General features: G+C 38.7%; 23 protein-coding genes. 7 read left to right on the top strand and 16 right to left on the bottom strand.

What is annotated here, in order from left to right:
* Window positions 1-2: 2 nt before the first annotated feature.
* From AC2VOY_RS14420 to ltnD, 7 genes are all read right to left on the bottom strand, one after another.
* Window positions 3-929: a PDR/VanB family oxidoreductase gene (locus tag AC2VOY_RS14420; protein ID WP_491833269.1), complete on the bottom strand. Its 927-nt coding sequence runs from the start codon at window positions 927-929 to the stop codon at window positions 3-5.
* A 131-nt stretch (window positions 930-1,060) separates the two neighbouring features.
* A complete protein-coding gene (locus AC2VOY_RS14415) occupies window positions 1,061-1,669 on the bottom strand; it encodes a TetR family transcriptional regulator C-terminal domain-containing protein (protein WP_491833268.1) in 609 nt (202 codons plus the stop codon).
* Between the two features lie 313 nt (window positions 1,670-1,982).
* On the bottom strand, window positions 1,983-3,437 hold the full coding sequence (locus AC2VOY_RS14410; RefSeq protein WP_491833267.1) for a GntP family permease: 1,455 nt from the start codon (window positions 3,435-3,437) through the stop codon (window positions 1,983-1,985).
* Window positions 3,438-3,605: 168 nt separating this feature from the next.
* Window positions 3,606-4,382, bottom strand: a complete 777-nt coding sequence (otnI, locus tag AC2VOY_RS14405) for a 2-oxo-tetronate isomerase (protein WP_491833266.1) — start codon at window positions 4,380-4,382, stop codon at window positions 3,606-3,608.
* Window positions 4,382-5,029, bottom strand: a complete 648-nt coding sequence (otnC, locus tag AC2VOY_RS14400) for a 3-oxo-tetronate 4-phosphate decarboxylase (protein WP_491833265.1) — start codon at window positions 5,027-5,029, stop codon at window positions 4,382-4,384. Before otnC ends, otnI begins: the two co-directional genes overlap by 1 nt.
* A gap of 10 nt (window positions 5,030-5,039) precedes the next feature.
* Window positions 5,040-6,296 carry a 3-oxo-tetronate kinase gene (gene otnK, locus AC2VOY_RS14395; RefSeq protein WP_491834147.1) on the bottom strand — a complete coding sequence of 419 codons (1,257 nt, stop codon included), beginning with the start codon at window positions 6,294-6,296 and terminating at the stop codon, window positions 5,040-5,042.
* A 23-nt stretch (window positions 6,297-6,319) separates the two neighbouring features.
* Window positions 6,320-7,228, bottom strand: coding sequence for an L-threonate dehydrogenase (ltnD, locus tag AC2VOY_RS14390; RefSeq protein WP_491834146.1), 909 nt, complete (start codon window positions 7,226-7,228; stop codon window positions 6,320-6,322).
* A 318-nt stretch (window positions 7,229-7,546) separates the two neighbouring features.
* Here ltnD and AC2VOY_RS14385 point away from each other — a divergent pair, with 318 nt between their 5' ends.
* Window positions 7,547-8,305 carry a DeoR family transcriptional regulator gene (locus AC2VOY_RS14385; RefSeq protein ID WP_491833264.1) on the top strand — a complete coding sequence of 253 codons (759 nt, stop codon included), beginning with the start codon at window positions 7,547-7,549 and terminating at the stop codon, window positions 8,303-8,305.
* A gap of 67 nt (window positions 8,306-8,372) precedes the next feature.
* On the opposite strand, the gene AC2VOY_RS14380 is transcribed toward AC2VOY_RS14385, so the two are convergent.
* Window positions 8,373-9,275, bottom strand: a complete 903-nt coding sequence (locus tag AC2VOY_RS14380) for a LysR family transcriptional regulator (RefSeq protein WP_491833263.1) — start codon at window positions 9,273-9,275, stop codon at window positions 8,373-8,375.
* Between the two features lie 138 nt (window positions 9,276-9,413).
* Between AC2VOY_RS14380 and AC2VOY_RS14375 the strand changes: the two genes are divergently transcribed.
* Together AC2VOY_RS14375 and AC2VOY_RS14370 are read left to right on the top strand one after the other, a co-directional pair.
* Window positions 9,414-10,859: a YfcC family protein gene (locus tag AC2VOY_RS14375; RefSeq protein ID WP_491833262.1), complete on the top strand. Its 1,446-nt coding sequence runs from the start codon at window positions 9,414-9,416 to the stop codon at window positions 10,857-10,859.
* Between the two features lie 53 nt (window positions 10,860-10,912).
* Window positions 10,913-11,800: an aspartoacylase gene (locus AC2VOY_RS14370; protein ID WP_491833261.1), complete on the top strand. Its 888-nt coding sequence runs from the start codon at window positions 10,913-10,915 to the stop codon at window positions 11,798-11,800.
* A gap of 91 nt (window positions 11,801-11,891) precedes the next feature.
* On the opposite strand, the gene AC2VOY_RS14365 is transcribed toward AC2VOY_RS14370, so the two are convergent.
* From AC2VOY_RS14365 to AC2VOY_RS14355, 3 genes are read right to left on the bottom strand one after another with little or no spacing between them, the layout of a single operon-like run.
* Window positions 11,892-13,175 (bottom strand): TRAP transporter large permease, encoded by a 1,284-nt coding sequence (locus AC2VOY_RS14365; RefSeq protein WP_491833260.1) that lies wholly within the window; start codon window positions 13,173-13,175, stop codon window positions 11,892-11,894.
* A 2-nt stretch (window positions 13,176-13,177) separates the two neighbouring features.
* On the bottom strand, window positions 13,178-13,756 hold the full coding sequence (locus AC2VOY_RS14360) for a TRAP transporter small permease subunit (protein ID WP_491833259.1): 579 nt from the start codon (window positions 13,754-13,756) through the stop codon (window positions 13,178-13,180).
* Window positions 13,757-13,774: 18 nt separating this feature from the next.
* Window positions 13,775-14,809 (bottom strand): TRAP transporter substrate-binding protein, encoded by a 1,035-nt coding sequence (locus AC2VOY_RS14355; protein WP_491833258.1) that lies wholly within the window; start codon window positions 14,807-14,809, stop codon window positions 13,775-13,777.
* Between the two features lie 302 nt (window positions 14,810-15,111).
* Between AC2VOY_RS14355 and AC2VOY_RS14350 the strand changes: the two genes are divergently transcribed.
* The 4 genes from AC2VOY_RS14350 to AC2VOY_RS14335 all read left to right on the top strand — a co-directional run bounded on the left by AC2VOY_RS14350 (window position 15,112) and on the right by AC2VOY_RS14335 (window position 18,914).
* Window positions 15,112-15,798, top strand: a complete 687-nt coding sequence (locus tag AC2VOY_RS14350; RefSeq protein WP_491833257.1) for a GntR family transcriptional regulator — start codon at window positions 15,112-15,114, stop codon at window positions 15,796-15,798.
* Window positions 15,799-15,938: 140 nt separating this feature from the next.
* Window positions 15,939-16,688, top strand: a complete 750-nt coding sequence (locus tag AC2VOY_RS14345; protein ID WP_491833256.1) for a maleate cis-trans isomerase family protein — start codon at window positions 15,939-15,941, stop codon at window positions 16,686-16,688.
* Window positions 16,685-18,145: a dihydropyrimidinase gene (hydA, locus tag AC2VOY_RS14340; protein ID WP_491833255.1), complete on the top strand. Its 1,461-nt coding sequence runs from the start codon at window positions 16,685-16,687 to the stop codon at window positions 18,143-18,145. The genes AC2VOY_RS14345 and hydA overlap by 4 nt, the downstream gene beginning before the upstream one ends.
* Window positions 18,138-18,914, top strand: coding sequence for a fumarylacetoacetate hydrolase family protein (locus AC2VOY_RS14335; RefSeq protein ID WP_491833254.1), 777 nt, complete (start codon window positions 18,138-18,140; stop codon window positions 18,912-18,914). The genes hydA and AC2VOY_RS14335 overlap by 8 nt, the downstream gene beginning before the upstream one ends.
* Before the next feature lie 90 nt (window positions 18,915-19,004).
* Here AC2VOY_RS14335 and AC2VOY_RS14330 read toward each other — a convergent pair whose 3' ends face one another.
* From AC2VOY_RS14330 to AC2VOY_RS14310, 5 genes are read right to left on the bottom strand one after another with little or no spacing between them, the layout of a single operon-like run.
* Entirely contained in the window at window positions 19,005-19,928 is a 924-nt protein-coding gene (locus AC2VOY_RS14330) for a bile acid:sodium symporter (RefSeq protein ID WP_491833253.1), read from the bottom strand.
* A gap of 56 nt (window positions 19,929-19,984) precedes the next feature.
* On the bottom strand, window positions 19,985-21,388 hold the full coding sequence (locus AC2VOY_RS14325; protein WP_491833252.1) for an amidase: 1,404 nt from the start codon (window positions 21,386-21,388) through the stop codon (window positions 19,985-19,987).
* A complete protein-coding gene (locus AC2VOY_RS14320; protein WP_491833251.1) occupies window positions 21,367-22,656 on the bottom strand; it encodes a TRAP transporter large permease in 1,290 nt (429 codons plus the stop codon). Before AC2VOY_RS14320 ends, AC2VOY_RS14325 begins: the two co-directional genes overlap by 22 nt.
* Window positions 22,653-23,273: a TRAP transporter small permease subunit gene (locus tag AC2VOY_RS14315; protein ID WP_491833250.1), complete on the bottom strand. Its 621-nt coding sequence runs from the start codon at window positions 23,271-23,273 to the stop codon at window positions 22,653-22,655. Before AC2VOY_RS14315 ends, AC2VOY_RS14320 begins: the two co-directional genes overlap by 4 nt.
* A gap of 36 nt (window positions 23,274-23,309) precedes the next feature.
* A complete protein-coding gene (locus tag AC2VOY_RS14310) occupies window positions 23,310-24,341 on the bottom strand; it encodes a TRAP transporter substrate-binding protein (protein ID WP_491833249.1) in 1,032 nt (343 codons plus the stop codon).
* Window positions 24,342-24,432: the final 91 nt, after the last annotated feature.

Genomic DNA, 24,432 nt, shown 5'->3' with positions numbered 1-24,432 from the left:
AATTAAATCTCCAAAGTAATAGAGTTTGAACGGCAACCTGCACAACATAATGCAACATATTCGTCACGTTCCTCAGGCGTTAAGCAACTATCATTATGAAGAGGTTCTCCATCTTTCCAAGCAACAATACAACTACCACAAACACCTTGCTCACACACTGTATCCACACTGATTCCTGCGTGACGTAAGGTTTCTAAAAAACTATCACCAGGTTTATGAGAGATTGTTTTATTACTTACTGAGAGATTTAAAGTGACAGATTGATCAATAGCGACACTATTTGCATTGAAGCATTCTTGAGACCAATGTTGATCATCAGCATGAGTCAAGGTTTTCATTAGTTCCATAAAAGATTCTGGACCACAACAATAAAAGTCTATAAGTTTGCCTTCTGGTAGTATTCCCTCTAAACAAATATTATTTTTTCCTTGATTAAAGAAGTGTACTTCTCCACCTAACTTTGTAAATTCAGACTCAAATAGTGGGCTGCTATAACGAGAAGAAAAAAATAAAATGCTAAATGGAACAGCTTGCTTGCTTAATGTATAAGCCATACTCAATAAGGGTGTTATTCCGATTCCTCCCGCGATTAACACGACATGATCTGATTTTTCACGTAAAGGAAAATAGTTTTTTGGTAGTGTTGATAATAAAAGATCACCTATTTTTAGGTGAGAATGTATGAATGATGACCCACCACGACTATTTCGTTCTCGCTTAACCGCAACTTGATAGTAAGAAACGTTACAAGGATCGCTACAAAGCGAATATGCGCGTGTAATGCCGTTTTGAAGTTCAATTTCTATATGTGAGCCAGCTTCGAATCTAGGTAGCATCTTCCCACTTTTTGATATTAGTGTAAGAAGTACTACATCATTAGTTAAAATGGCTTTGTCATGAACTACAAGTTCGATTTTGTTATTCTGCATAGTATCAACCAATAAGTTTGTCCGATTGGTCAAATTAATGCATAAACAATGCCAGTCTTTCAAAGAAGATATGAATATCTTAATCAGCAGATCTTATGGTTAGATTATAATTAAAAATAATTAATTATAAATCAATTAGTTAAACCACACCCGCGTAATATAAACTCAACAAGTTCATCACTAATTTCCTTTTTTTGTTCAGGGTCTACAACAGGCTTACCTAATAAATGCTCTGCTTGTAAGGCATAATCAGCGTAATATTGTGTTAGTGCCCAAATATTCATTAACAAAAGCCTTCCATCTAATTGCCTGATTTTATTATCTTTAACCCAATCATTAATAATATCAGCCTTTACTAAAGCTGAACCCATAATTTGTTCCCAATACTCATCTAAATACTTCCCTCCCCCCATTACTTCCATAGTAAATACACGTGATAACTCAGGGTAGTTAACCGCAAACTCAAACTTTTGTTTAATGTATTCCGTTAGAGTTATTTGAGGTGTATCAGAGCTGTTAACATCATACTCAAACAATACGTCCCATGATTCAAATATTTCATCAAGAACTTGAAAATAAAGGCTTTGTTTATTTTCAATATAATAATGTAACTGAGACTTTTTTAATCCAGCGCGCTCAGCAATTCCTTGAGTAGAAGCACCATTAAACCCATGTAAACTAAATTCTACTATCGCAGACTGTAAAATTTTTTCTTTTATTTTTTCTCGATTACTTTTCATTAGAATACTCTTAGTCATAGTGTTATCTCTCAAGGTTTAATTTGGTGCAAATATATGCAACGCACTATATATGTGCATAATATGCACAATTATAAATACCATATTTTGTATGGTTAATATCTTTTATTCATTATTTAATGATTGTTAACCACAATTTAATAATGGTAAAATTCAAATATAAAAAATTAACTAATCAAAAATATTAAAATATTTAGAATATGATACTTAATATTAAAAATCATATCACAAATAAAAACAAGCAAACAAAAAAAGCCCCAAACTTGGGGCTTTATATTTTTACAGTTTATTGAATCTAATTTGTCGTCACACCTTGTGCCTCTGTTTTTTCTTTAGATTTAATCCAGACAAACACGGCAGCCAGAACAACAAGCGGCACGATAGGATCGATTAAGGTGCCACCTTTGCCAAAGATTAAGTTTAAAACCATCACAATTGACGCCCCAATACCCCATGCCACCATAGATGAAACCGTCCATACTTTAAGTTGATCCGTTAACTCAGTAATACCTAAAGTTCGGTTAATGATATGAAAGTATGAGTCATTTAAGTGCGAGAAACCGACAGGACCAACCGCGCACGCCAAAGCAACAAACACAGGGTCTAAATTTAACGTATCCACAAGTGGCAGTGTCATGGTTGCAGCGACCATCATCGCAGCCGTTGCTGAGCCTTGAATCAAGCGTAGCATTGAAGAAATCGCGAGTGGCACAAGCAATGCAGGGATCCCACTACTTGCAATCGCATCGGCTACCGCAGGCCCTGCGCCAGATGCTTTCAACACTGCGCCCATTGCGCCGCCACAACCTGTGACCACTAAAATCAAACCTGTTGTCGACAAGGCATCATCCATCGAGCCAACCATATCTTTACGCTCAATTTTACGAGTGAGGCCATAAAGCGCCATCAATACGCCTATCCCGACAGCTACCACAGGGTTGCCAATTAAAGCAATAACTGAATGAAATGTATCATCCCCTTGACCAATTAATGTGTGCAATAAAATGAGCGCAATTGGGATTAAAATCGGACCAAATGATAGAAAATTACTTGGTAACTCTTTGTCATCGGTTGCAGCAACTTTCTCTAAGTTTGCCCAATCGGCTTGATTTGTGATCCATGTATCTGCATTGGGCACGCGGTAATATTCATTCCCAATACGGCGAATATAAATCAGCGATAACATCATCATTGGCACAGAAACAATCAAACCCCAAAGCATGTATTGACCAAGATCGACGCCTAAAATACCTGCGACGGCCACAGGTCCTGGCGTAGGCGGTACCAAAGCATGGGTGATCAAAAGACCAAGCGCCAAAGTAACCCCAAGGCCTACGGCTGATTTACCTGTGTCTCGTGAAATTGCGCGAACGAGTGAATGTAAAATGATGTATGCAGAATCACAAAATACAGGAATAGCCACCAGTACCCCAGTAAAACCAAGGGCTAAGTCTTCGCGGCCCTTGCCACAAATTTTGACGAAGGTTTTCGCCATACGCACCGCAGCGCCAGAGCGTTCAAAACACGCCCCCATAATCACGCCAAAGGCAATAATTAAACCAATGCCGCCGAGCACTCCGCCAAAGCCGGATTTAATTGCATCCACTAACTCTGTTGGCGCCATGCCTGCAAAGAGGCCCATAATAATACTTGCGATAATCATGGCCAACGCAACGGGGATCCTTGTTTTTATTATCATACCCATCATTGCCAAAATACCGATCACAATGCCTATCAATGCTCCATCCATTGTCGCTTCCTTTTTGTTTCTTTACCTGTAGGGAAGTGTGTTGGACCCAGCTTGTGAGCCCAATTCACTTTGTTATTCAATTCGTTATTATTAAAATATAGTGTCGAGCAGAGTGTTTATTTGCATAAACGACTTATCTCAAGGCTCACTCCAAAGCCCTCTCGCCTGTTATAAATAAGGCGTCACCCACTCCAACCCCTCCTCAGTCGAATGTTTTGGGTTATATTCACAGCCAATCCAGCCTTGATAGCCAGAAGTATCTAAAACTTTGAATAAATGCGGATAATTTAACTCACCTTCTGATGGTTCATGCCTGTCAGGGACAGAGGCAATCTGGATATGCCCGGTATAAGCGGCAAGATCTTGAATGAGATGAGTCAAATCGCCATCCATAATTTGAGCATGATAAAGGTCAAGCTGGAGCTTCACATTTGGCCTTTCCACCTGCTTTATCAATTCAACGGCTTCATATTGATGCGCAATGAAATAATTCGGCACATCACGTGTATTAAGCGGCTCAATCAAAACATCTATTCCGTGCTCAGCAAATTTATCTGCCGCGTAACGAATGTTGGAAATAAATGTCGCCACATGTTGCTCGCGCGTAAATGCACTATCAACAATCCCAGACATTGCATGTACCTTTTTACAATTCAATGCCTTGGCATACATGAGCGCAGTTTCTACACTTTGCTTAAATTCTTCCTCACGCCCTGGAATTGCAGCAAAGCCACGCTCGCCGGCTTCCCAATCTCCTGGCGGCATATTGAAGAGCGCCTGCTCAAAGCCAAATTGTTGCAATTTATCGGCAAGCACTTGGGCTTCATAAGCATATGGAAAAAGATATTCAACCGATTTAAAACCCGCTTGATGTGCCTTTTCAAAGCGCTCTAAGAAAGGCAGTTCTGTAAATAACATGGTTAAGTTTGCTGCAAATTTAGCCATTATTTTCCTCTCCCTTTTAAATCTTCAACTTCTGCATCCGTTAAATATCTGATGTTGCTACCCTTTAATAAAAATGCGAGTTTAGCCGTTTCTTCAAGCTCCTCAGCATTATCAACCGCATCTTCAAAATCTGTGCCTGTGATGACAGGCCCGTGATTGCCCAATAAAAAGGCGCGATAATCTGCGGCGCGTTTTGCAAGCTCTTCTGCAATTTGCGGATCTCCAGGTCTTAGATATGGGATCACCGGCAACTCGCCAATGCGCATCACATAATAGGGCGTGAAAGCTTTTATTGCGTTCGTCGGATCAAGACCTTCAAGACATGATAAGGCGGTTAGATACGTCGAATGCAGATGCACAATGGCATTACACGCTGGGTTATTACGATAAATTGCGAGATGAAATGCGACTTCTTTGGATGGCTTTTTGCCAGAAAGATGTTGCCCTTGGATATCTACAACCGAAAGCTCATCAGCGACTAGGCGGCCAAATGATGACCCCGTTGGCGTAGCTAAAAAGTTGCCACAAGGAAGCTTGAGGGATAAATTCCCTGCGCCACCAGTGGCATAACCACGCTCAAACATCGAACGTGCGAGTGTCACCATTTGCTCTCTAAGTTCTTGCTCTGTCATTAATTTATTGCTCATATCCGCCCCTTTATGCGTAGAATGTCTGCGCTGTGGCAAAAAAGTTTTGATCGCCGAAATTACCTGACTTCAAGGCCAAAGAAAGATCGCCGTCGATTGATTTCACCCATGGCACGCCTGGCGCAATTTGAGGGCCAATATGGAAACCTTTCACGCCTAAACTCTGTGTCACCACTCCTGAGGTTTCGCCGCCAGCAACTATAAAGTTCTTCACTCCCTGCTGTTTTAATTTCACCGCTAATTGGCTAAAAAATGCTTCTACAGCATGGCTTGAAGCTTGTGCGCCGTATTCATCTTGAATCGCTTTTAATTGCGCCGCATCTGCTGTGGCATAAACCAATGGCGCATACTCAGCTTCGATATGAGAGAGCACCCAATCAAGTATTTGATTGACATAATGCTCATCCGTTAAACAAGCTTTCACATCGATGGCTTGATGCGGTGCAATTTGTTTATAAGTTGCCACTTGTTGATTGGTCATCACAGAGCATGAGCCAGAAAAAATCACACTTGAGGCTTTAATCGGGTAACCCGCCTGCTTTGCAAGGCTTTGATCAGCAAGTTGCTCTTCCCAGTTTTGCGCGATGCCTGCGGCAAGTCCTGAGCCGCCAGTCACCAGCTTCAGGCCTTTTGCCGCTTTGCCTAAAATCGATAAATGTGTTTGGTTAAAGGCATCAACTGCGACATAACGTTTGCCCTGTAGCTTGTTGGCTTTAAAGGCTTCGCTGACCGCATCTGCGCCCTGTTCAATGGTTTGGAAGTTGACTAAGCCGGTTTCCCCTTTTGCTTGCGCATTCATCATGCGGATAAGACTTGAGTCGGTCATCGGTGTCACAGGATGATTGCGCATCCCTGAATCACTTAAAAGATCTTCAAAAACAAATAAATGGCCGTTATAAACGGTGCGTCCATTCACCGGCAACGCTGGGCAAACAATCGTAAAGTCTTCTTCTAATTCATTTAATAAAGCATCGGTGACCGGACCAATATTGCCATCTCTGGTACTGTCAAATGTTGAACAGTATTTAAAATAAAATTGCTGACAGCCTTCCTTCTTCAGCCAACGTAACGCATCAAGCGAACTTTGGATGGCTTCATCAACCGGGCACGAGCGAGATTTCAGGCTGATCACCACGGCATCGGCATCAATCGCCATCGCTTGTGTCGGCACGCCATTGAGTTGCACTGTACGCATACCGTTTTCAACCAAGAAACCAGCAATATCCGTTGCGCCGGTAAAATCATCTGCAATAACACCTAATAACATAGTCATACTCCGTCTCAATGCGCTTATTTCTTCGGTAGATCCACACCTGGTAACTCGATACCATCAAAAATTTTAATTACTGCGCTATCATCTTCTTGCCCATAGCCTGCATTGCTGGCACTCACAAACATATTTAATGCTGCGCTAGATAAAGGCAGAGGGAATTTAAGATCTTTAGCCGTGTCGGAGACTAAATTGAGATCCTTCACAAAAATATCCACCATAGACTTTGGCGAATAATCACCATCCACCACATGCTTCATGCGATTTTCAAACATCCATGAATTACCCGCCGCATTTGTGACAACGTCATACATAAGATCCAATGGAATATTTGCACGCGCAGCAAGCGCCATCGCCTCCGCACCAGCAGCAATATGTACACCTGCAAGCAACTGATGGATAATTTTCACCGTTGCGCCTAACCCAATCGCCTCGCCAATGTTATACACCTTGGCAGCGGTGGCATTTAAAACAGGTTCCAGCGCATCAAATGTCGATTGCGCACCAGATGCCATAATCGTCATCTCACCGGCTTCGGCCTTCACCGCGCCGCCTGAAACAGGTGCATCCAACATAACTAAATTGTATTGGTTTAATTGCACTTCAATTTGTTTTGCATCTTCAGCAGAAATTGTTGCAGAGACCATCACCGGCGTTTCTGGCTTCAGCGCTGCGGCTAAACCAGAACGAAACAGCACAGTGTTAACTTGCGCCGCATTGACCACAAGAATTAATACCGCATCTAGTTCACTCGCATATTCAACCGCATTGGTTGATACTTTCTTCGCCCCAAATGAACCAAGCGCCTCTAAAGCTTGTGGATTGAGATCAAAACCATACACATCCAGCCCTGCGCGGATGCAAGATTTCGCAGCGCCCATTCCCATAGAACCAAGGCCGATAACACCAACAGATTGCACTTTATTCATCGCCATAATGCCTCTTATATTTAAAAGATGATTTGTTAAAATATGTTTGATGATGTGATTATATGTTAACGCTTGAGATAATTCTTGGGTTCAAGTCACACTTTTCACAAAACTTCACATGCTTTATGCATTTTGATTGTGAAGATCAGGGCCAATTCAGGCTGAAATGGCTCATTTATGGCTTATATAAAGAAAGAAATAGCCGTTTTACGAGCTAGAAGTGAGCGACCTTGCAAAAATGCAACATAAATTCACATATATTCACAAAGCAATGAATTCTTGTTAAGATGAAGAAAACCATAACCAAAGAGTGAGATTATGATTCCTGCTGAACGACAACGAACGATTCTGAGCCTGTTATCTCAAAAAGGTGTGTTAAGTATTTCAGATCTAACCGATCACCTAGGCGTATCGCATATGACGGTTCGCCGCGATATCCTCAAACTTGAATCCATGGGCAAGGTGATTTCTGTCTCTGGTGGCGTTCAGCTTGTTCAAGCACTCCATTCCGAGCTCTCGCATGACGCCAAAGTCGAGCAGCAAGCACAAGAAAAAGCACATATCGGAAAAATTGCGGCAAGTCTTATCGAAACAGGGATGACTGTGTATTTGGATGCCGGCACAACAACCTTAGAAGTGGCTCACCAACTGACGCAAAGAGATGACCTTTTAGTCATCACCAATGATCTTTCTATTGCAGCTTTCCTGATGGCCAATAGTCGTTGTGAGCTCTACCATACCGGGGGTAAAATCGACCGTGACAATCATTCGACGGTTGGCACAAAAGTAGCGCAATTTTTAGAAGGGATGAATATTGATATTGCCTTTATTTCTACATCTTCTTGGAGTTTGAAAGGACTGTCGACTCCGAATGAAAATAAGGTGCTAGTCAAACAAGCGATCGTTCAAACGGCGCAAGTCACCTACCTTGTGTCTGATGCCACAAAATATGGTCGCATCGCCAGTTTTCATGCGTTAGATATTGATCAACTAGATGGTGTGATTAGTGACAAGGATTTGCCCGAGACAGTTGTGCAGGAGTTAACCGATAAAGGGATTCATGTGTGTTTGGAGTAGGGGTAGGTTTTGTTGCGATTAGAGGCCGCGACACGGGGTGTGGCAGCCTCTTTTTTATTGGAAACTATCAATCCATATTTTTTGTTAATCTCTGAATACTTTCTTGCGCACACTCTGAAAAGATCTTTGAAAGCTCTGTCCGTGTGCGATCTGATGCATAATACATACTGTAATTGTATTGCAATCTAGGCTGAAATGGCCTTGTCACAATACAATCCTCTGGCCACAACTCTGCGGTATAGGGATCTAATAATGCGATACATAATTCATTCGCGACTAAGCCATAGCCAGATAAAGAGCGTTGTGTTGCAAACTGGAGTGTCACATCGATGTTATAATCTTCCAAAAGCTTTTTATGCTTGTTCCATTCAATGCCATCTTCATCAACTAATTTCAGTAAGCTTTCACCATTTAAGTCCTCGGGTGTGATCACCTCTTTGTGAGTTAGCTTATGCTTCGCTGGCAGCACACATACCCAATCCATAGTCATTAAGTGCTCTTCGACAAAGCCAAAATCATACTTCACTTGGTTGGTCATGATCAGGTCATACTTGCCATGACGAAGCCCTTGCATCAGTTCATTCACACTATCTGAGAGTAATGTAATCTCAACTTTTGGATAGTGATGTATAAAGTCTTTAATTACCATGGCGACAATTTTGGTTGCCAGTGCCGGCGTCGCGCCTATGATCAAACGCGCATTAGATGAATTTCTTATGTGCTCTGCGGTGACTTCTAAGTGGTTAATGCCATGAAATATATTTTTAACCTCATCATAAAATGCAACACCTTCAGGAGTTGGCCTGACTCGCCCTTTTTCCTTAACAAACAACTCAAAGCCGACATTTTCTTGCAAGTCAGCAATTAATCGACTGACTGATGGTTGAGAAATACCTAATTCATCAGCCGCTTTCGTAAAGGATCCTGTTTGAATAACAGAGAGTAGCGCTTGAAGCTGTTTATATTGCACCCAATCACCTCATAGTATTTACAAATAATGCTATGCAAAAATAGCCATTGTATAAATGGTATAGATATGGGACATTTTAAGCAAATAATAAAACCGAAGTAAATGGAAGGTTACTTTGCTCACGAAAAGGAGAACACAGTGAACACACAACACACTCAAACTAAATTACATAAGCCACCAAAACCTTGGTATGAAAAACTTCCCGATCCAATGGTTTTAATTTTCTACATTCTATTGGTTGCTAGCGCTTTAACTTGGATTGTACCCAAAGGTGCTTATGACACAGAAACAATTGATGGTCGTCAAAGAGTTATCGCTGATAGTTTTCATTATTTAAGCACTAGCACAGATTCTCTTGGCCTATTTGGTGTTATTAATAAACTTTTTGATATTTTCGTCGCCATTCCTCAAGGCTTAGTTTTATCAGGCCAATATCTCTTTATTGTATTTATTGCAGGCGGGTTATTTAATATCATGTACCGCTCGAATGCTCTTGAGAATTTTGTCGGCAGTTCAGTTAAACAAATAGGCTTAAAGCGTGGTAACTTGTTAATATGGTTATCAACTTACCTATACGGCCTGTTTGGGATTTCAGTCGGATTTGAAAATAATATCGCCTTGGTGCCGGTCGCCTTGCTTGTCTCTAGTGCTCTTGGATATAAAAACCTAGTTGGTGCATGTATTTCAGTCGGAGGAATAGGTGTCGGTTTTGCCTTGTCACCAATTAATCCATATACCGTTGGTGTTTCTCAAAATATAGCCGAACTCCCAATTTTCTCCGGTGCCCTTTTGCGCTGTATTCTTACTTTTAGCTGCTTATCGCTGCTCGCTTGGTATATTACAAAATATGTTGCGCCGCACTCACGTGAAGATTCAAGCGATCCTGAGAAACTAACCACTAAACTCAACAGCTACTCAATGTCGAGTCAAGATAAAGCTGTCATGTTAGTCTTTTTACTTGGTATTTTAGTCATTGCAGGCTGCTCTTATTTAGCGGGTACAGGCCAGCTCGGTCGCAGTTGGTATATCAAAGAAATTACAGCCGTTTTTCTTCTACTTTCAATAATCATTGCCGCTATCTGTCGAATTAACGCCAATGATTATGTCAAATACATGATTGAAGGGGCTTCAAGCGTCACCGCAGGTGCATTAGTCATAGGTCTTGCAACCTCTATCAAAGTTGTTTTAGAAGATGGTCAAATTATCTATACGATCGTTCACACCTTCAACTTATTGCTTAACTATGTACCAGAGCCATTAATCGCGGTAACTATCAGTATCATTCAAGGTGTTATTAACTTATTTATACCAAGTGGTTCTGGCCAAGCTCTCGTAACCATGCCAATTTTAATCCCATTAGCAGATTTAATGGATATTAGTCGTCAAGTAATGATTTTAGCCTTCCAAGTTGGTGACGGGATCACGAACTTAATTATTCCAACGTCTGGCGGTACACTTGCGATGCTAGCATTAGCAAAAGTGGGTTATTCGCAGTGGGTAAAAACTATCTTTCCTGTGATTGTGATGGTGTATGTCATCAGCTGGATTTGCTTAATTATCGCTCAATATACAAACTGGTCTTAACCATCAATAATACGGCGTAACGTCATATTACGCCGTATCTTAGGAGTAATATTATGGAAAAATTTAAAAATATAGCTTTAGTTGGTGGTACTCATGGGAATGAGCTTTCAGGTATCTATTTGATCAAGAAGTGGGAGCAATTACAAAAGCTAAATCATTGGGGTTCACTCAGTATAACGACTAAAATCTCTAACCCACGAGCATGTAACCAAAGCGTACGTTATATTGAATCTGACCTTAATCGAGAGTTCAACCTTGCCGATTTAGAGAATACACAAAAGATTGGGTATGAAGAACTTCTGGCTAAAAAATTAAATCAAGAATTAGGCCCCAAAGGTAACTCACCTTATGATTTTATTATAGATTTACATAACACAACTTCCAATATGGGCGCGTGTTTAATGCTATTGAAAAAAGATGAATTCAACTTAAAAATGGCAGCTTTTGTGAAAAGTAGAATGCCTGAGGCAAATATCTTTTTTCAAGATAGTATTCCAGAAGAGGAAAGAAGCTTTCTAATTACCATTGCTCGACAAGGTATTACGATTGAAGTTGGTGCACAACCAAATTCAGTCTTGCAGCACGAAACATTAGATCTAATGGAAAAAATGACAAGATTTGTCTTAGATTTTGTTGATTTGTATAACCAAGATAAAGAATTGGATTTACCTCGCTCATTTGAAGCCTTTCAACTCAGTGGTCAATTAACATTACCACTGAATGACGCAGGTGAACGTAATGGTATCGTTGCTAAAGAATTAGATCAACATGACTTCTGCCCGATCGAGCCTGGCGATAAAATCATGGAAACTTTTGACGGCCATGCGATCACATGGGATGGCGACTATACCGTTTATCCGCTATTTATTAATGAAGCTGCCTATAGGAAAAGTGCAAGCGCAATGACTTTGTCAAAGAAAATTATTGTGAGTGATTATTAATATATTATTTATTAATCATTTCAATTTAATCCCCCCTCTATCAAAACAAAAAGTGTCTCATAGAGGGGGACAAATACTACTTTAGATAGTATCAAACTAAAACAGTCACAACACTGGGGAAAAAAACTAAGAAGATCACCAAAGAAATCATCATCATCACATAAGGAATGATACCTTTCATCACATCTGAAATATCTCCTTCATCCGGTCTTATGCCTTGTACAACAAATAAATTCATTCCAACTGGTGGAGTAATTAGACCCAGCTCACACATAATGACGATAAAAATGCCAAACCATACAGGATCAATTCCTAATGCAACAGCCATTGGATATACAATTGGAATGGTAGCAACTTGCATTGAAAGTACATCCATAAACATGCCTAATAAGATGTAAAAAACCATAAGTACTAATAAAAAGCCAGTTGCTGATAAACCTAGACTCGCTACCCAAGCAGACATAGATTCAGCGACACCAGTTAAACTAATCGTAAGGTTTAGAATAAAGGCCGCTGTCATTATCAATAAGATCATGCCACTGACTCTAGCTGTCTGAATAAAGCTAACTAATAACACTTCTTTCGTTAGACGACGCTTTATGCCAGCAAGTAATAAAGTAGAGACAAGGCCTAGTGAGGCCGCTTCAGTTGCAGTCGCGACGCCAGAATATATACTTCCCATGACAATGCCAAATATCAATAAAGGTGGGAGCAAATTCATTGATTGCTTCAAACGTACAGCCCAATCCACAGGAGCAACTCTTTTAGGATCACTTTTGTTTAGTACACTACTCACCGCAATATAAAACATAAAGAGCAATGCCATTAAGATACCAGGAATAATACCTGCTAAGAATAAACTGCTGATAGAGGTATTTGTAAATGAGCCATAAATAATCAAGTTAACACTAGGTGGAATAAGAATACCTAATGCTCCTCCAGCAGCCAATGAACCTAAAGATCGAGAGTGCTGATAACCTTCTTTATTTAAAGACGGAAGAGCAACTGTCCCTACCGTTGCCGCTGTCGCAACTGATGAGCCCGAGGTTGCTGCAAATAATGCACATGTACCTATATTTGAGTGCAATAATCCGCCAGGTAAACGTTCTAACCAATTAGTCAAAGCCTTATACATCCCGTCAGCAATACCTGCTCTGAGTAATAATTCACCTAATAAGACAAATAAAGGTATTGATGTCAGTAATTCATTATTCTGTACCCCCCATACTACTGGAGAAATTGAATTAATAAATGGCTCACCATATGCTAATAACCCCCCAACAATGCCAATAAAAGCCATTGTCACTGCAATAGGTAATCCCATCATCATCATTGCTAACATGAGTACAAATGCTATAAATGTCGCTATAACCATTATCAGTCATCCTTTATGAATTCAGAGCGTAAGCTGGCACTTTTTATCTCATCACTTACTTCTTGCTTAATACTTTTAGGCTGGTAATGAAGGTCTATTGCAGACCAACGTTTGCCCAACAGCCACCACAAAGATTTCAGTGCAAAAAATATAGCCAGTAGCATGAAAATGAACTGTCCTAAATACCAAAAACTTTGAGGATAAATTAAAGGTGTGGCCCATGGTGTTTGAGATGTAGCTTGGTATTCAATAGTATCTCTCACAACGCCCCAAGATAAATAACTGAGCAAAATAGCAAATATGGCAATTAAAGATGCGGATAATACATTTAATATTGCACGTGTGCGCAACGATAAGCGTTCATGTAATACATCAATACGAATATGATTACGCCCAAATAGAGCAATACTAAAAGACAATGTTGCCCCTATAGCTAGAGCATAACCGCTCAACTCAAATGAACCTTCAAGAGCAATATTAAAGACTTTTCTAAAAATAACTTCCATAGCAACCAGAATCGACAGGGCAATAAATATTACCCCGAAGATGGTCGCCAATACTGCTTCAATTTTTGACGACATAGCCTACCCCTTATGATTTTACTCATTAATTACGGTTACAACTGAGGACTTCCAATTACTTGAACAATTTTCACTAGATCTGTCGCATATTTCAGCCCATGCCGGAAATGATGTTTCCATGAGAGCTTTATGAACTAATTTAAGATCATCATCTGAAGGTTCTATTTGCGTCATATCATATTTCTTGCCATATTTACACGCATCACCAATATTGCAACTCAATGCATCTTTATAAAGAGCTTCTGAGTACTCCCAGATTTCATTTGTTAATTGAGCAAACTCTGATTCAACTATTTTTTGTTGTGCTTCATCTAGTTTGTTCCATGCTTTTAAGGATATTCCATAGGCATTCATTGCCATCCCCATAGCAAGCGGCATTTGATATTTTGCCACCTCAGGCCACCCTGCCGAATTTGCAGAGCTTGGCCCTGTTACAGCACAATCGACAACACCTAGAGATAATGACTGCTGAACATCAGGAAAAGATAAAGGGACAGGAACACCACCTACTGACTTAATAAAGTTAGCTAGACTTTGGTCATTTACTCGCACTTTTTTTCCTTCAATATCAGAAAACTCACTAATCGGAGATTTACAAAATAAAATTTGAGGGCCAAACGGCCACACACCTAGCAGTTTAGTGTTAAATCTAGTTTGAAGTTGTCGATCTACGTCTGGGGAATATGCATCCACTACTTTTCTAGCTGTTGTATAATCAGTATTTAAACCAACTAAATCTAAACCTAGCAAAACAGGTTCATCTCTAGAGTTTGCCGATCCTCGGATTGAAATAACATCAAATAATCCAGATTTAAGCATTCGTAATTCTTCAGAATCTTTAATCCCTGTAGTATCAACAGGTTTATAATCTACTAAAATCGATAAGCCAGTGCGATCACTAAGAGTTTCAAAAAAAGGTTGTTCCTTATCTTTTTGTATCGTCCCACCTGCAATAGGTTGACCTAAGACTTTCCATTGAATATCTTCAGCAAATGCATTAACCGAAAATACACTTAATATACCTAATGTAACAAGTGTCTTGATCCCTTTCATATTTCCTTCCTTTATTTAATCAACTCTAAAAAATTACTCACAATATTTAGTGCAATATTGCTGACAATTTAATTAATGCAGATTGTGTGCCAACTATTACAAGCCCCCATATTTACTCTTTTTATGATGCACAATCATTATTCACACACTAAAACAAGGAGTAAATATGGTGCAAAACTAATATGAAACGCACTAAAAAGAGGCAAGCTTTAATATTAAATAGTATTAGATAAAAAGGATAAAATAAGGTATTACTAATAAAAATGGATTCACATTTTATTTAATTGAAAGCGAGATTTAAGATGGAATTATCAAAATCGACTAAATTACAACCTGAGTTTATCGCCGATAAAATAGTAAATGCTATCATGGAACACCGTCTTGCACCTGGTAGTAAACTATCTGAATCAAGAATGGCAGAGGCGTTCAATGTATCTCGTTCGAAGGTCAGTCAGGCATTACTAATTTTAGCTGAAAATGGGTTGATTCAGCATTTTCCGAATAGAGGTGCGTATATTAGTAGCCCAACTATAGAAGAAGCCAAGGAAATATTTGAGCTAAGAAAACTACTTGAACCTGAAATTATAAAAAAGCTCGTGAGAAACATAAAAAGAAATGATATCAATAACTTAAAGAAACACATCAATGAAGAAAATCAAGCTAGGGCGCGACATGATAGAAGACATTTGATCCGTCTTACAGGTGACTTTCATATGTTACTCGCTCAAATGTCTGGCAACCGATTTATAGAAGATATCATGGCAAAACTTTGCCCACTGACATGTCTAATCATTCTATTATATGATGCGCCAAATTCAACGACATGCCCAGAAGATGAACATGAAAAAATTGTTATGGCTATTGAGTCAAAGAATGAAAATGAGGCTATACATTTAATAACACATCATTTATCTCATATAGAAGCAGCACTAAATCTAAATAAAGGGAAACACACTAATGATATTAACTGGGATAAGATATTAGGTTAATAGCTTCTTAACCCACAATATTTCTTCATGTATATCTATCACACAATACTTGGCATAAATATTGCTTTTGTAAAATATAAATTGCTAACAACTTTGTCGGCAATTTATATTTCATCAATCTAATTTCAGTAGGATTATTTATGTCTACATTAAGTACTAACTCACATTCCAGATTATTACTGGGGATATTAACGCCATCATCAAACACTGCCTTAGAGCCTCTAACTTCGGCCTTATTAAGCCAAGTCCCTCATGCATCTGCACACTTTTCTCGTTTTAAAGTTACCCGAATTAGCCTTGACTCCAGAGAAATTGAACAATTTGATATTAAACCCATTATAGATGCGGCAAAGCTTTTATCTGATGCACATGTAAATATGATTGGCTGGTCTGGAACTGCTGCTGGCTGGTTAGGTTTTGAACATGATAGAGAGCTATGTAACGCTATAGAAAAAGAAACAGGAATCAAAGCAACATCATCAATTTTAGCTTTAAATGAAGTTCTTCTAAAACTTGGTATTAAACGAATTGCAATCGTTTCCCCATATACCACAGATATCCAAAACCGTATCATAGAAAACTATAAATTAATGGGTATCGAGACAGTATCAGAAAGTCACTTAGACATTAGCAACAATTTTGCATTCTCTGAAGTAGCGACTTCAACACTCAAAAAGTCTGTCCAAGAAGTTGCGAAGCTTTCTCCTGATGCAATTTTACTCTATTGCACCAATTTGCGCTCAGCTGACCTCGTTGCCAAATGGGAAGACGAAGTAGGTATCCCCATCATTGATAGCACCTCAACAGTTATTTGGAAAATGCTCAATGAGTTAGATGTTGACTGCACAAACATTACAGGCTGGGGACAATTCTTCCAGGAGGTAAAATGAAACATACATATGATTTAATTATTCGAAATGCAAATTGTGCGACCGCAGCAGATAACTTCACGGCTGATATTGGTATTATCGACGGGGTTATCGTGTCATTAGGGCAAAGCCTTTCAAATGCTAAACAAGAAATCGACGCTCAAGGTGCATGGGTCACGCCTGGTGGTATCGACGGTCACTGCCATTTTGCCGAACCACCAAAAGATGGAGTAGAAATGGCCGATGATTTTATTTCTGGTCCACGTTCTGCAGCGTGTGGTGGTACGACAACTGTTATTCCATTCGCTGTTCAGCAGCGTGGACATAGTTTAAAAAGTGCACTTGATGATTATCATAAGCGTGCAACAGGTAATTCATGTATTGACTATGCATTCCATATGATAATAACCGATGCCAACGAAAAGGTTTTAAAATATGAGCTTCCTGAGCTTATTCAGCAAGGTTACACTTCATTTAAAATTTATATGACTTACGAAGATATGAAACTATCTGATCGTGAAATCATCAATACATTGGCGGTAGCGCGTGAACACGGTGCATTAGTCATGGTTCATGCCGAAAATGCCGATTGCATTGCATGGTTAACTGAGCGTTTGTTAGATGCTGGACATACTGCGCCAAAATATCATGCACAGTCTCGACCTATGTTAGTTGAACGAGAAGCTACTCATCGCGCTATCACCTTTGCCGAGTTAGTTGATGTGCCGATGTTGATCGTACATGTTTCAGGTAGAGAAGCAGTGAAACAAATTCGTTGGGCTCAAAATAATGGCTTAAAAATTTATGCTGAAACTTGTCCACAATATTTGTTCCTTTCAACCGATGACTTAGGCGATGAAGACGATTTTGAAGCCACTAAATGTATTTGTAGCCCACCGCCACGCGATCCTGAAAATCAACGCTTTATATGGGACGGATTGCAAGCCGATACATTCTCAATTTTTTCATCAGATCATGCCCCTTTTCGGTTTGCAGACCCAAAAGGTAAACAGGCTCACGGAGAAAAACCTAGTTTTGATAAAGTTGCAAATGGGATCCCTGGTGTTGAAACAAGGTTACCTCTGCTTTTTTCCCATGGCGTTTTAAGTGGAAAAATAACCATTCAACAATTTGTCAATTTAACCTCAACCAACGTAGCTAAAATGTATGGTTTATACCCGCGCAAGGGTTCAATAGCTATTGGTTCCGATGCAGACTTAATTATTTGGGATACTCAAACTTCGCATGTGATTAAGAATGAAAATTTACATCATGCTGTTGATTATACTCCTTATGAAGGAATCAAAGTAACAGCTTGGCCAAGTATCACACTCAGCCGAGGCGAGGTAATCTGGAAAGATCGTCAATTTCAAGGTCATTCCAAACATGGAAAATTTCTTGCGTGTGATAAGCCTGAGCCTGCAAAACCAAAAGTCCATTCATTGCCTTTTAAAAGAGAGTCGGCTCATCATGAATAAAAAGAACAAAGAATTAGTCAAGCAACTCATTAATTCGAGAACAACTTTAAGCCCTATCACCTTAAAGCAAGCCTCGCTTTTAACCCCCAAAACTGCACATGAAGCTTATCAAATTCAAAAAATGGTTGCCGATGAATTAGCATGGTTTGATGAGCAAGGGCCTATGCTATGGAAATTAGGTGGTACTATTGGTTCATCTTCTGCAGCAGCAGTGAGCTTATCAGACTTAATGATTTATCCTAGCAATGAACCAATAACCTTATTTGAAAAGGATCAATGCACTTTAACAGGCTTAGAATTAGAATTAGCAGTGAAACTAAAGACATCAATCACAACTGGAGCGACACGCGAAGAAGTCTTGGCGGCAATTGATAAAACTTATATAGCCATTGAGGTATGTGATCAAAGAGCAGAATCTTGGGAGCAACTACCACCATTATTTAAACTTGCAGATAATCAGATGAATAGAAAAATCATTTTGATTGATTCACCAATAACATCTTGGGATGAGAAGCTCAGTAAGATTTCACCTGATATATATTTAGAGAACCACAGTGTCACTTCCGGTACTCTAAAGCATCCTCAAGGGCATCCACTCAATGCTATCCCTTGGTTAGCTAATTTAAGCCAAGCTCTCTACAATCAACCATTAGGTGAAGGAACAATTATCGCCACAGGTACTTGGGCCGGCATTCAATTACTTTCAAAAAATAAAACTTTCAAAGCATCTCTTTCCCCCTTCGCTAACCTATCCGTTAACTTAAATTAAATTTAGTCCGATGTAGCGACACTAACAAACATTACCTAGATATATAAGATTAACAGTCAAGTAATAACTACTTGACTGTTAATCTTATATTTATAAATTGACAATTTTCCGTTTATTAATTCGCAAGATCCTCGAAGCTAAAATAGAAGCCACAAGCATTTGTGTTATGTGATAAAGAATACATGTTACAACCGCAACACCAAAGGCAGGATTAATACTGATAATAACTGTTACTGCAATAGGCATTGTTTTTTGACTTGCAGTAAATAATATAGCAAGTTTATCACTGTTGTTAATCTTTAATACATAAACGCCTATAGATATCAAACAAAGTAATAAAATGTATATGCATATGCTTAAAACGATAATGGTTAGTATATCAAGTAATTTAATTGCAGCTAATTCCTGACTATTTGATGAAAGCGTAAGCCATGCACCAGCAATCACAAATACTGTAGGTAAATGATCCATGTATATTTTAGGTAACGTGCTGAGTCCTAATATCTTATATATCAACCCTATAATAAAGGGTAGCAAAATCATGACTACTAACTTTAAAAGCAATTCTATACGATCTACACCTACTTGCGAATCCAGAATAATACCCAGTGTTATCGGCATTGTTAAAATACCAATAAAATTAAGTATTAAGGTTAAAAATAAAGCCCAGTGAACACTTCCGCCAGTTAACCTTGTTAATACAATACATGATGATAGTGTTGGCGGGACAGCGCTCATCACTGCAAGCCCGAAAAGAAGATCCTTTGATAAATCTAGATTATGATAACAAATCCAACCAATCATTGGTGCAACGATTAAATTGATAAACAAAGAGAATACAAATATTTTCTTGTAATCACTCTTTAATTTAAAATCATCTATCTTAGTTTGAATTCCATTGATAAAGAATATCCCAGCAACAAACCAAGGTAACATTCCTAACGCTTCTAAATATGCACCTGGTGTTGGTATTAAAATAGATATTCCTATTGTTAGAACTAAACCTATAGGCAATAACCAAATAATAATAAATACCTCAATTATCTAATAAAAATAGTATAATATACTTCTTATTTATCATTTATATACCGTGACGGCCAAATATAACTATCACTCAATGTTGCTAATTGACTTGCTAAATCAATTATCAACTGTTCCTGAAAACGGTTAGCAATCAATTGAATACCGATTAAATTTTCTGGCTTATTTCTCGCCACTGGGATATTAAGTGAAGGGATACCAGCCATATTTACCCAACCGGTATAAACAGCATGCCCTCTTTCTTCAACTGGTTGTTGGTTTATTTGCTGTGGATATAGTTTAGAAATAGGCCATGCATAAGTAGCAATTGAAGGCATGACAACAGCATCATAAGTTTCAAATAGATCATAGACCTGCTCCCGAAATGATAAAGTATCTGCCCAGAACTTCATGATATCAATGGCACTTAAATTTGTACTTTTAAGGGCTAATTCTTGAAAGTGTTTTTGCGCCGTATGCTCACACTCGGGAAAGGTATCAAATATATATGCAATACTTAACTGTGACAAAATAGGCCAATTATTTTCAAATAACTGAAAATCTATAGGTAAGCTAGCATAATCAACTTCATGTCCAAGACATTTAAGTTTTTCTCCAATACACGTACAGGATTTAACAATTCCATCTTCAACCGGATGTTCACCTAACTTGGACACGACGAGAACCTTAAGTTTCTGTTCCAATGGGTTATTTACGCTATAGGTCTTATTTGTCAAAATTGACAACAGTGTTGAAACATCTTTAAGCGAACGAGCGATCGGACCTACCACTTCAAAGTCAAACATAAATCTCGGCAAACCACCTTTTCGACTAATCAGACTTGATGTTGGTTTCATGCCATATAGACCTGTATGTGCTGCAGGTCTACGAATAGAGCCACCACCGTCTGTACCTAGTCCGCATGGTGCCATTCCACTTGCAATTGCAGAGACCATCCCACCGGATGAACCTCCTGGGGTTAAATCATCATCCCAAGGGTTTCTAGTTGTCCCAAAAGTCGGATTACTGGTCGTTCCTTGTGAAGCAAATTCTGGTACATTCGTCTTGCCAAGAATAATCATCCCAGCATTTGTACACTGCTTAACGGAGTACTCACTTTCTAAAGGATAATGATTAACTAACGTAGCATTGCCCCAACTTGTTGGCATTCCCTCAACATTTATATTGTCCTTAACACCAATTGGAACACCATCGAATGGACTTAACGGTTGATTTATTTTCCAACGCTTTAAGCTTTCTTCGGCTTCTTTTAATAGGTTTGGATTTAAATAAACATAAGCGTTTAATAGTTCATTATTCTCCTCTATATGATGAAGAATACTTTTACATACATCCATAGGTGTAAAAGATCCTTTCTCATAGCCACTTGATATCTCATTTAATGCCATTTTCCAGAATGGCTTATTTGTGATCACATATTCATTGGTAACCATAAAACAACCTCCGGCATCGTGATAATAAACACCACAAACAACATCATAATTAGCACATATGGAATTGCACCATACATCACATCTCGAATATCACCATGATCACTTCTCACACTATGCACAACAAATAAGTTCATTCCTACAGGGGGAGTAATTAAGGCAACTTCACACATTACAACAATAAAAACCCCATACCAAATAGGATCAATACCCAGAGCGACAATAACTGGATAAGTAATTGGAATAGTCAGAACTTGCATCGAAAGCACGTCCATAAACATCCCTAAAATCAGATAAAAAATGATTAAAACAAATAAGAAACTAAGCGATGATAAACCTAATGAAGTCACAAAATGAGTGAGATCATCAACCACACCAGTTAAGCTGATTGTTAAATTTAAAATAAAAGCTGCTGTAATAATTAATAAAATCATTCCAGATATTTGACTTGTCTGTCGAAAACATGCCATCAAAAATTCTTTAGATAGTTTATTTTCACGATAAACAAAGAAGAGTGCTGTTATAACGCCTAACGCAGCCGACTCAGTAGCTGTCGCCAACCCAGAATAAATCCCTCCCATAATCATTCCAAATATAATAAAGGGTGGTATTAAGTAACGAGAAAGTCTAACTTTTTCTGAAAAAGTCTTTTTAACACTTTGAGTCGAGCATTCATTTCTATTTGAAATGGCAATATAAATAATAAAACTTAATGTTAAAAGCATCCCAGGGACGAATCCTGCAAGGAAGAGCTGACCAATTGAATTATTCGTCAATGAACCATAGATAAGCAAATTAACACTAGGTGGAATAAGAATACCTAATGTTCCTCCTGCTGCTAAAGAACCTAATGATTTTTTCATTGAATAATTGCGCTCTTGTAACGCAGGCAGCGCAACAGTCCCAACAGTTGCCGCAGTTGCAACTGATGATCCTGATGTAGCAGCAAATAAAGCAGATGTTCCAATATTTGAATGTAATAGCCCTCCTGGTAAATGACCAATCCAAGCAGAAACAGCTATATACATCCGATCTGCAATCCCGCTACGTAAAAGTAATTCACCTAACAATACAAAAAGTGGAATGGCTGTAAGGACTGCACTATTTAAGACGCTCCACACGACAGCACCTGTCGCTGAAATAAAATAACTACCGAATGTTAAAAAGCCACCAATCGCACCCACTATAGCCATTACAATTGCAATCGGTAGACCCATAATCATAAGGATTAACATTAAAAGAAATGCCAAGACCGCAATTGTCATAGTCATAGGTTATCTCCGAGTTTGATTGATTCTCGCGTTACACTTGTGTCTTGTTTTTTATTCAGCGCCTTTCTTTGGTTAAAGCTATCTAGCTCCTCATCTATCTCATCTTTTACCTTCTTAGGACCAAAGACAAGGTTAAAAGTGTCATACTCGCCTTTTCCAATGAGAACAATTGCTTTAAGGGTAAAAATTAAAGCAACAATGCTAAAAATAAGCGTTACAAAAAACCAAACGGATTGCGGCCATATTAACGGAGTAGCCCATGCTGTGGCTGATGTACTTCCGTATGATTGCGTTTCAAGCAGGACTAAATAATTAACGTATGCTAAAAAACCTGAAAACAGACACAAACTCAATATGGAAAACATATTAACCGTAGTCTTTAACCACTTGGGGTATTTTGAGTACAGTAAATCTATGCGCATATGACTTTTATGAAATAAAGCAGAAGTGAAGGCAAGAGTTGCCCCCACTGCCAGTACATACCCACTAATTTCATCAATCCCTTGAAGTGAGGTATTTGCTAACTTTCTCAACATGGTTTCAACGACTATTAATAATGAGAGTATTAAAAATAAAGCACCAAACAAAAAAGTAACAAAATCATCTAATTTTTTCATAAGTGAAATCCTTTTCAATTAGCTATGATATTAGTGTTACTTCATACCCATTACGCGTAACCAATCATCCGAGCAAGTTGGGTTTGTTTTATCACACATTTCAGCCCAAGCAGGGAATGATACTGTTTTGACTGTATCTGAAACCGTTTTTAAATCTTTATCAGTTACCGCCACTCCCGTTAAGTTATACGATTTAACAGTTGTGCACGGCTCTTTACCAACATTACAATTTAAAGAATCTTCATATAGCTCTTCTGAATAATCCCAGATTTTAGCGACCAATTTATCAAATGAACTCTGTAGCGTTTGTTGTTGCTCATCCGATAATTTATTCCAAGTATCTAAGTTAATTCCATAACCATTTAAGCCAAGTTGAAACCCAATTGGTAACATATGGGTTGTCACCTCAGTCCAACCCGCGGAGTTTGCTGAACTCGACCCAGTCACGGCACAATCCACAACACCTAATGCCAAACTTTGATGTACATCGCCAAAACCAATTGGTACAGGTACACCACCAATTGATTCAACAAATTTTGCGAGATTTTGATCGTACACTCGAATTTTCAAGCCTTTCGCATCATCTAAACCATGAATGTCTTTGTTACAAAACATGATCTGAGGACCAAATGGCCAAATACCTAGAAGTTTGGTATTGAAGCGCTCTTGTAGTCGCTTATCAACAATAGGTTGGTATTTATTAACGTTCTCACGTCCAATATCATAAGTAGGGTTAAGGCCGACAAGATCTAAACCTAAGATAGTTGGCTCATCTCGTGAGACTTGGGATAAACGTAGCGATATAAGGTCAAACATTCCAGACTTTAAGACTCTCAACTGCTCTGTATCTTTAATCCCTGTTGTGTCTGACGGCTTATAATTCACAGTAATCGGCAGCCCAGATTCTTGTGCTAAGGATTCAAAAAATGGTTGCTCTACATTTTTCTGGATCAAGCCAACAGACATTGGCTGTCCCATCACCCTTAAGTTAAGTTTCTCTTCTGCTAACGCTGAATTTGTTACAAGCAAAGCGGCTAATACTGAACTCAAGCTAATAATTTTCTTCATATTAAAACTCCATTTTGTAGGTTTATCATCCATTATAATTATGTATATATAATTATATTTATATAGAAAGCATGAATCATGCCAAGAATCA

Source organism: Vibrio sp. KMM 9700 (assembly GCF_058545285.1).
Note: the sequence above shows the minus strand (reverse complement) of the source record. Positions and strands in the feature narration are given on the sequence as shown.

Excerpts from the sequence above, each read along its gene's own strand:
- AC2VOY_RS14350 (WP_491833257.1), top strand. The coding sequence starts at position 15,112 with ATGGAATTATCAAAATCGACTAAATTACAACCTGAGTTTATCGCCGAT.
- AC2VOY_RS14385 (WP_491833264.1), top strand. The coding sequence starts at position 7,547 with ATGATTCCTGCTGAACGACAACGAACGATTCTGAGCCTGTTATCTCAA.
- AC2VOY_RS14325 (WP_491833252.1), bottom strand. The coding sequence starts at position 21,388 with ATGGTTACCAATGAATATGTGATCACAAATAAGCCATTCTGGAAAATG.
- AC2VOY_RS14320 (WP_491833251.1), bottom strand. The coding sequence starts at position 22,656 with ATGACTATGACAATTGCGGTCTTGGCATTTCTTTTAATGTTAATCCTT.
- AC2VOY_RS14315 (WP_491833250.1), bottom strand. The coding sequence starts at position 23,273 with ATGAAAAAATTAGATGATTTTGTTACTTTTTTGTTTGGTGCTTTATTT.
- AC2VOY_RS14310 (WP_491833249.1), bottom strand. The coding sequence starts at position 24,341 with ATGAAGAAAATTATTAGCTTGAGTTCAGTATTAGCCGCTTTGCTTGTA.
- otnC (WP_491833265.1), bottom strand. The coding sequence starts at position 5,029 with ATGAGCAATAAATTAATGACAGAGCAAGAACTTAGAGAGCAAATGGTG.
- AC2VOY_RS14370 (WP_491833261.1), top strand. The coding sequence starts at position 10,913 with ATGGAAAAATTTAAAAATATAGCTTTAGTTGGTGGTACTCATGGGAAT.
- AC2VOY_RS14345 (WP_491833256.1), top strand. The coding sequence starts at position 15,939 with ATGTCTACATTAAGTACTAACTCACATTCCAGATTATTACTGGGGATA.
- hydA (WP_491833255.1), top strand. The coding sequence starts at position 16,685 with ATGAAACATACATATGATTTAATTATTCGAAATGCAAATTGTGCGACC.
- AC2VOY_RS14355 (WP_491833258.1), bottom strand. The coding sequence starts at position 14,809 with ATGAAAGGGATCAAGACACTTGTTACATTAGGTATATTAAGTGTATTT.
- AC2VOY_RS14335 (WP_491833254.1), top strand. The coding sequence starts at position 18,138 with ATGAATAAAAAGAACAAAGAATTAGTCAAGCAACTCATTAATTCGAGA.
- ltnD (WP_491834146.1), bottom strand. The coding sequence starts at position 7,228 with ATGAATAAAGTGCAATCTGTTGGTGTTATCGGCCTTGGTTCTATGGGA.
- otnI (WP_491833266.1), bottom strand. The coding sequence starts at position 4,382 with ATGGCTAAATTTGCAGCAAACTTAACCATGTTATTTACAGAACTGCCT.
- AC2VOY_RS14415 (WP_491833268.1), bottom strand. The coding sequence starts at position 1,669 with ATGAAAAGTAATCGAGAAAAAATAAAAGAAAAAATTTTACAGTCTGCG.
- AC2VOY_RS14420 (WP_491833269.1), bottom strand. The coding sequence starts at position 929 with ATGCAGAATAACAAAATCGAACTTGTAGTTCATGACAAAGCCATTTTA.
- otnK (WP_491834147.1), bottom strand. The coding sequence starts at position 6,296 with ATGTTATTAGGTGTTATTGCAGATGATTTTACCGGCGCAACGGATATT.
- AC2VOY_RS14410 (WP_491833267.1), bottom strand. The coding sequence starts at position 3,437 with ATGGATGGAGCATTGATAGGCATTGTGATCGGTATTTTGGCAATGATG.
- AC2VOY_RS14360 (WP_491833259.1), bottom strand. The coding sequence starts at position 13,756 with ATGTCGTCAAAAATTGAAGCAGTATTGGCGACCATCTTCGGGGTAATA.
- AC2VOY_RS14365 (WP_491833260.1), bottom strand. The coding sequence starts at position 13,175 with ATGGTTATAGCGACATTTATAGCATTTGTACTCATGTTAGCAATGATG.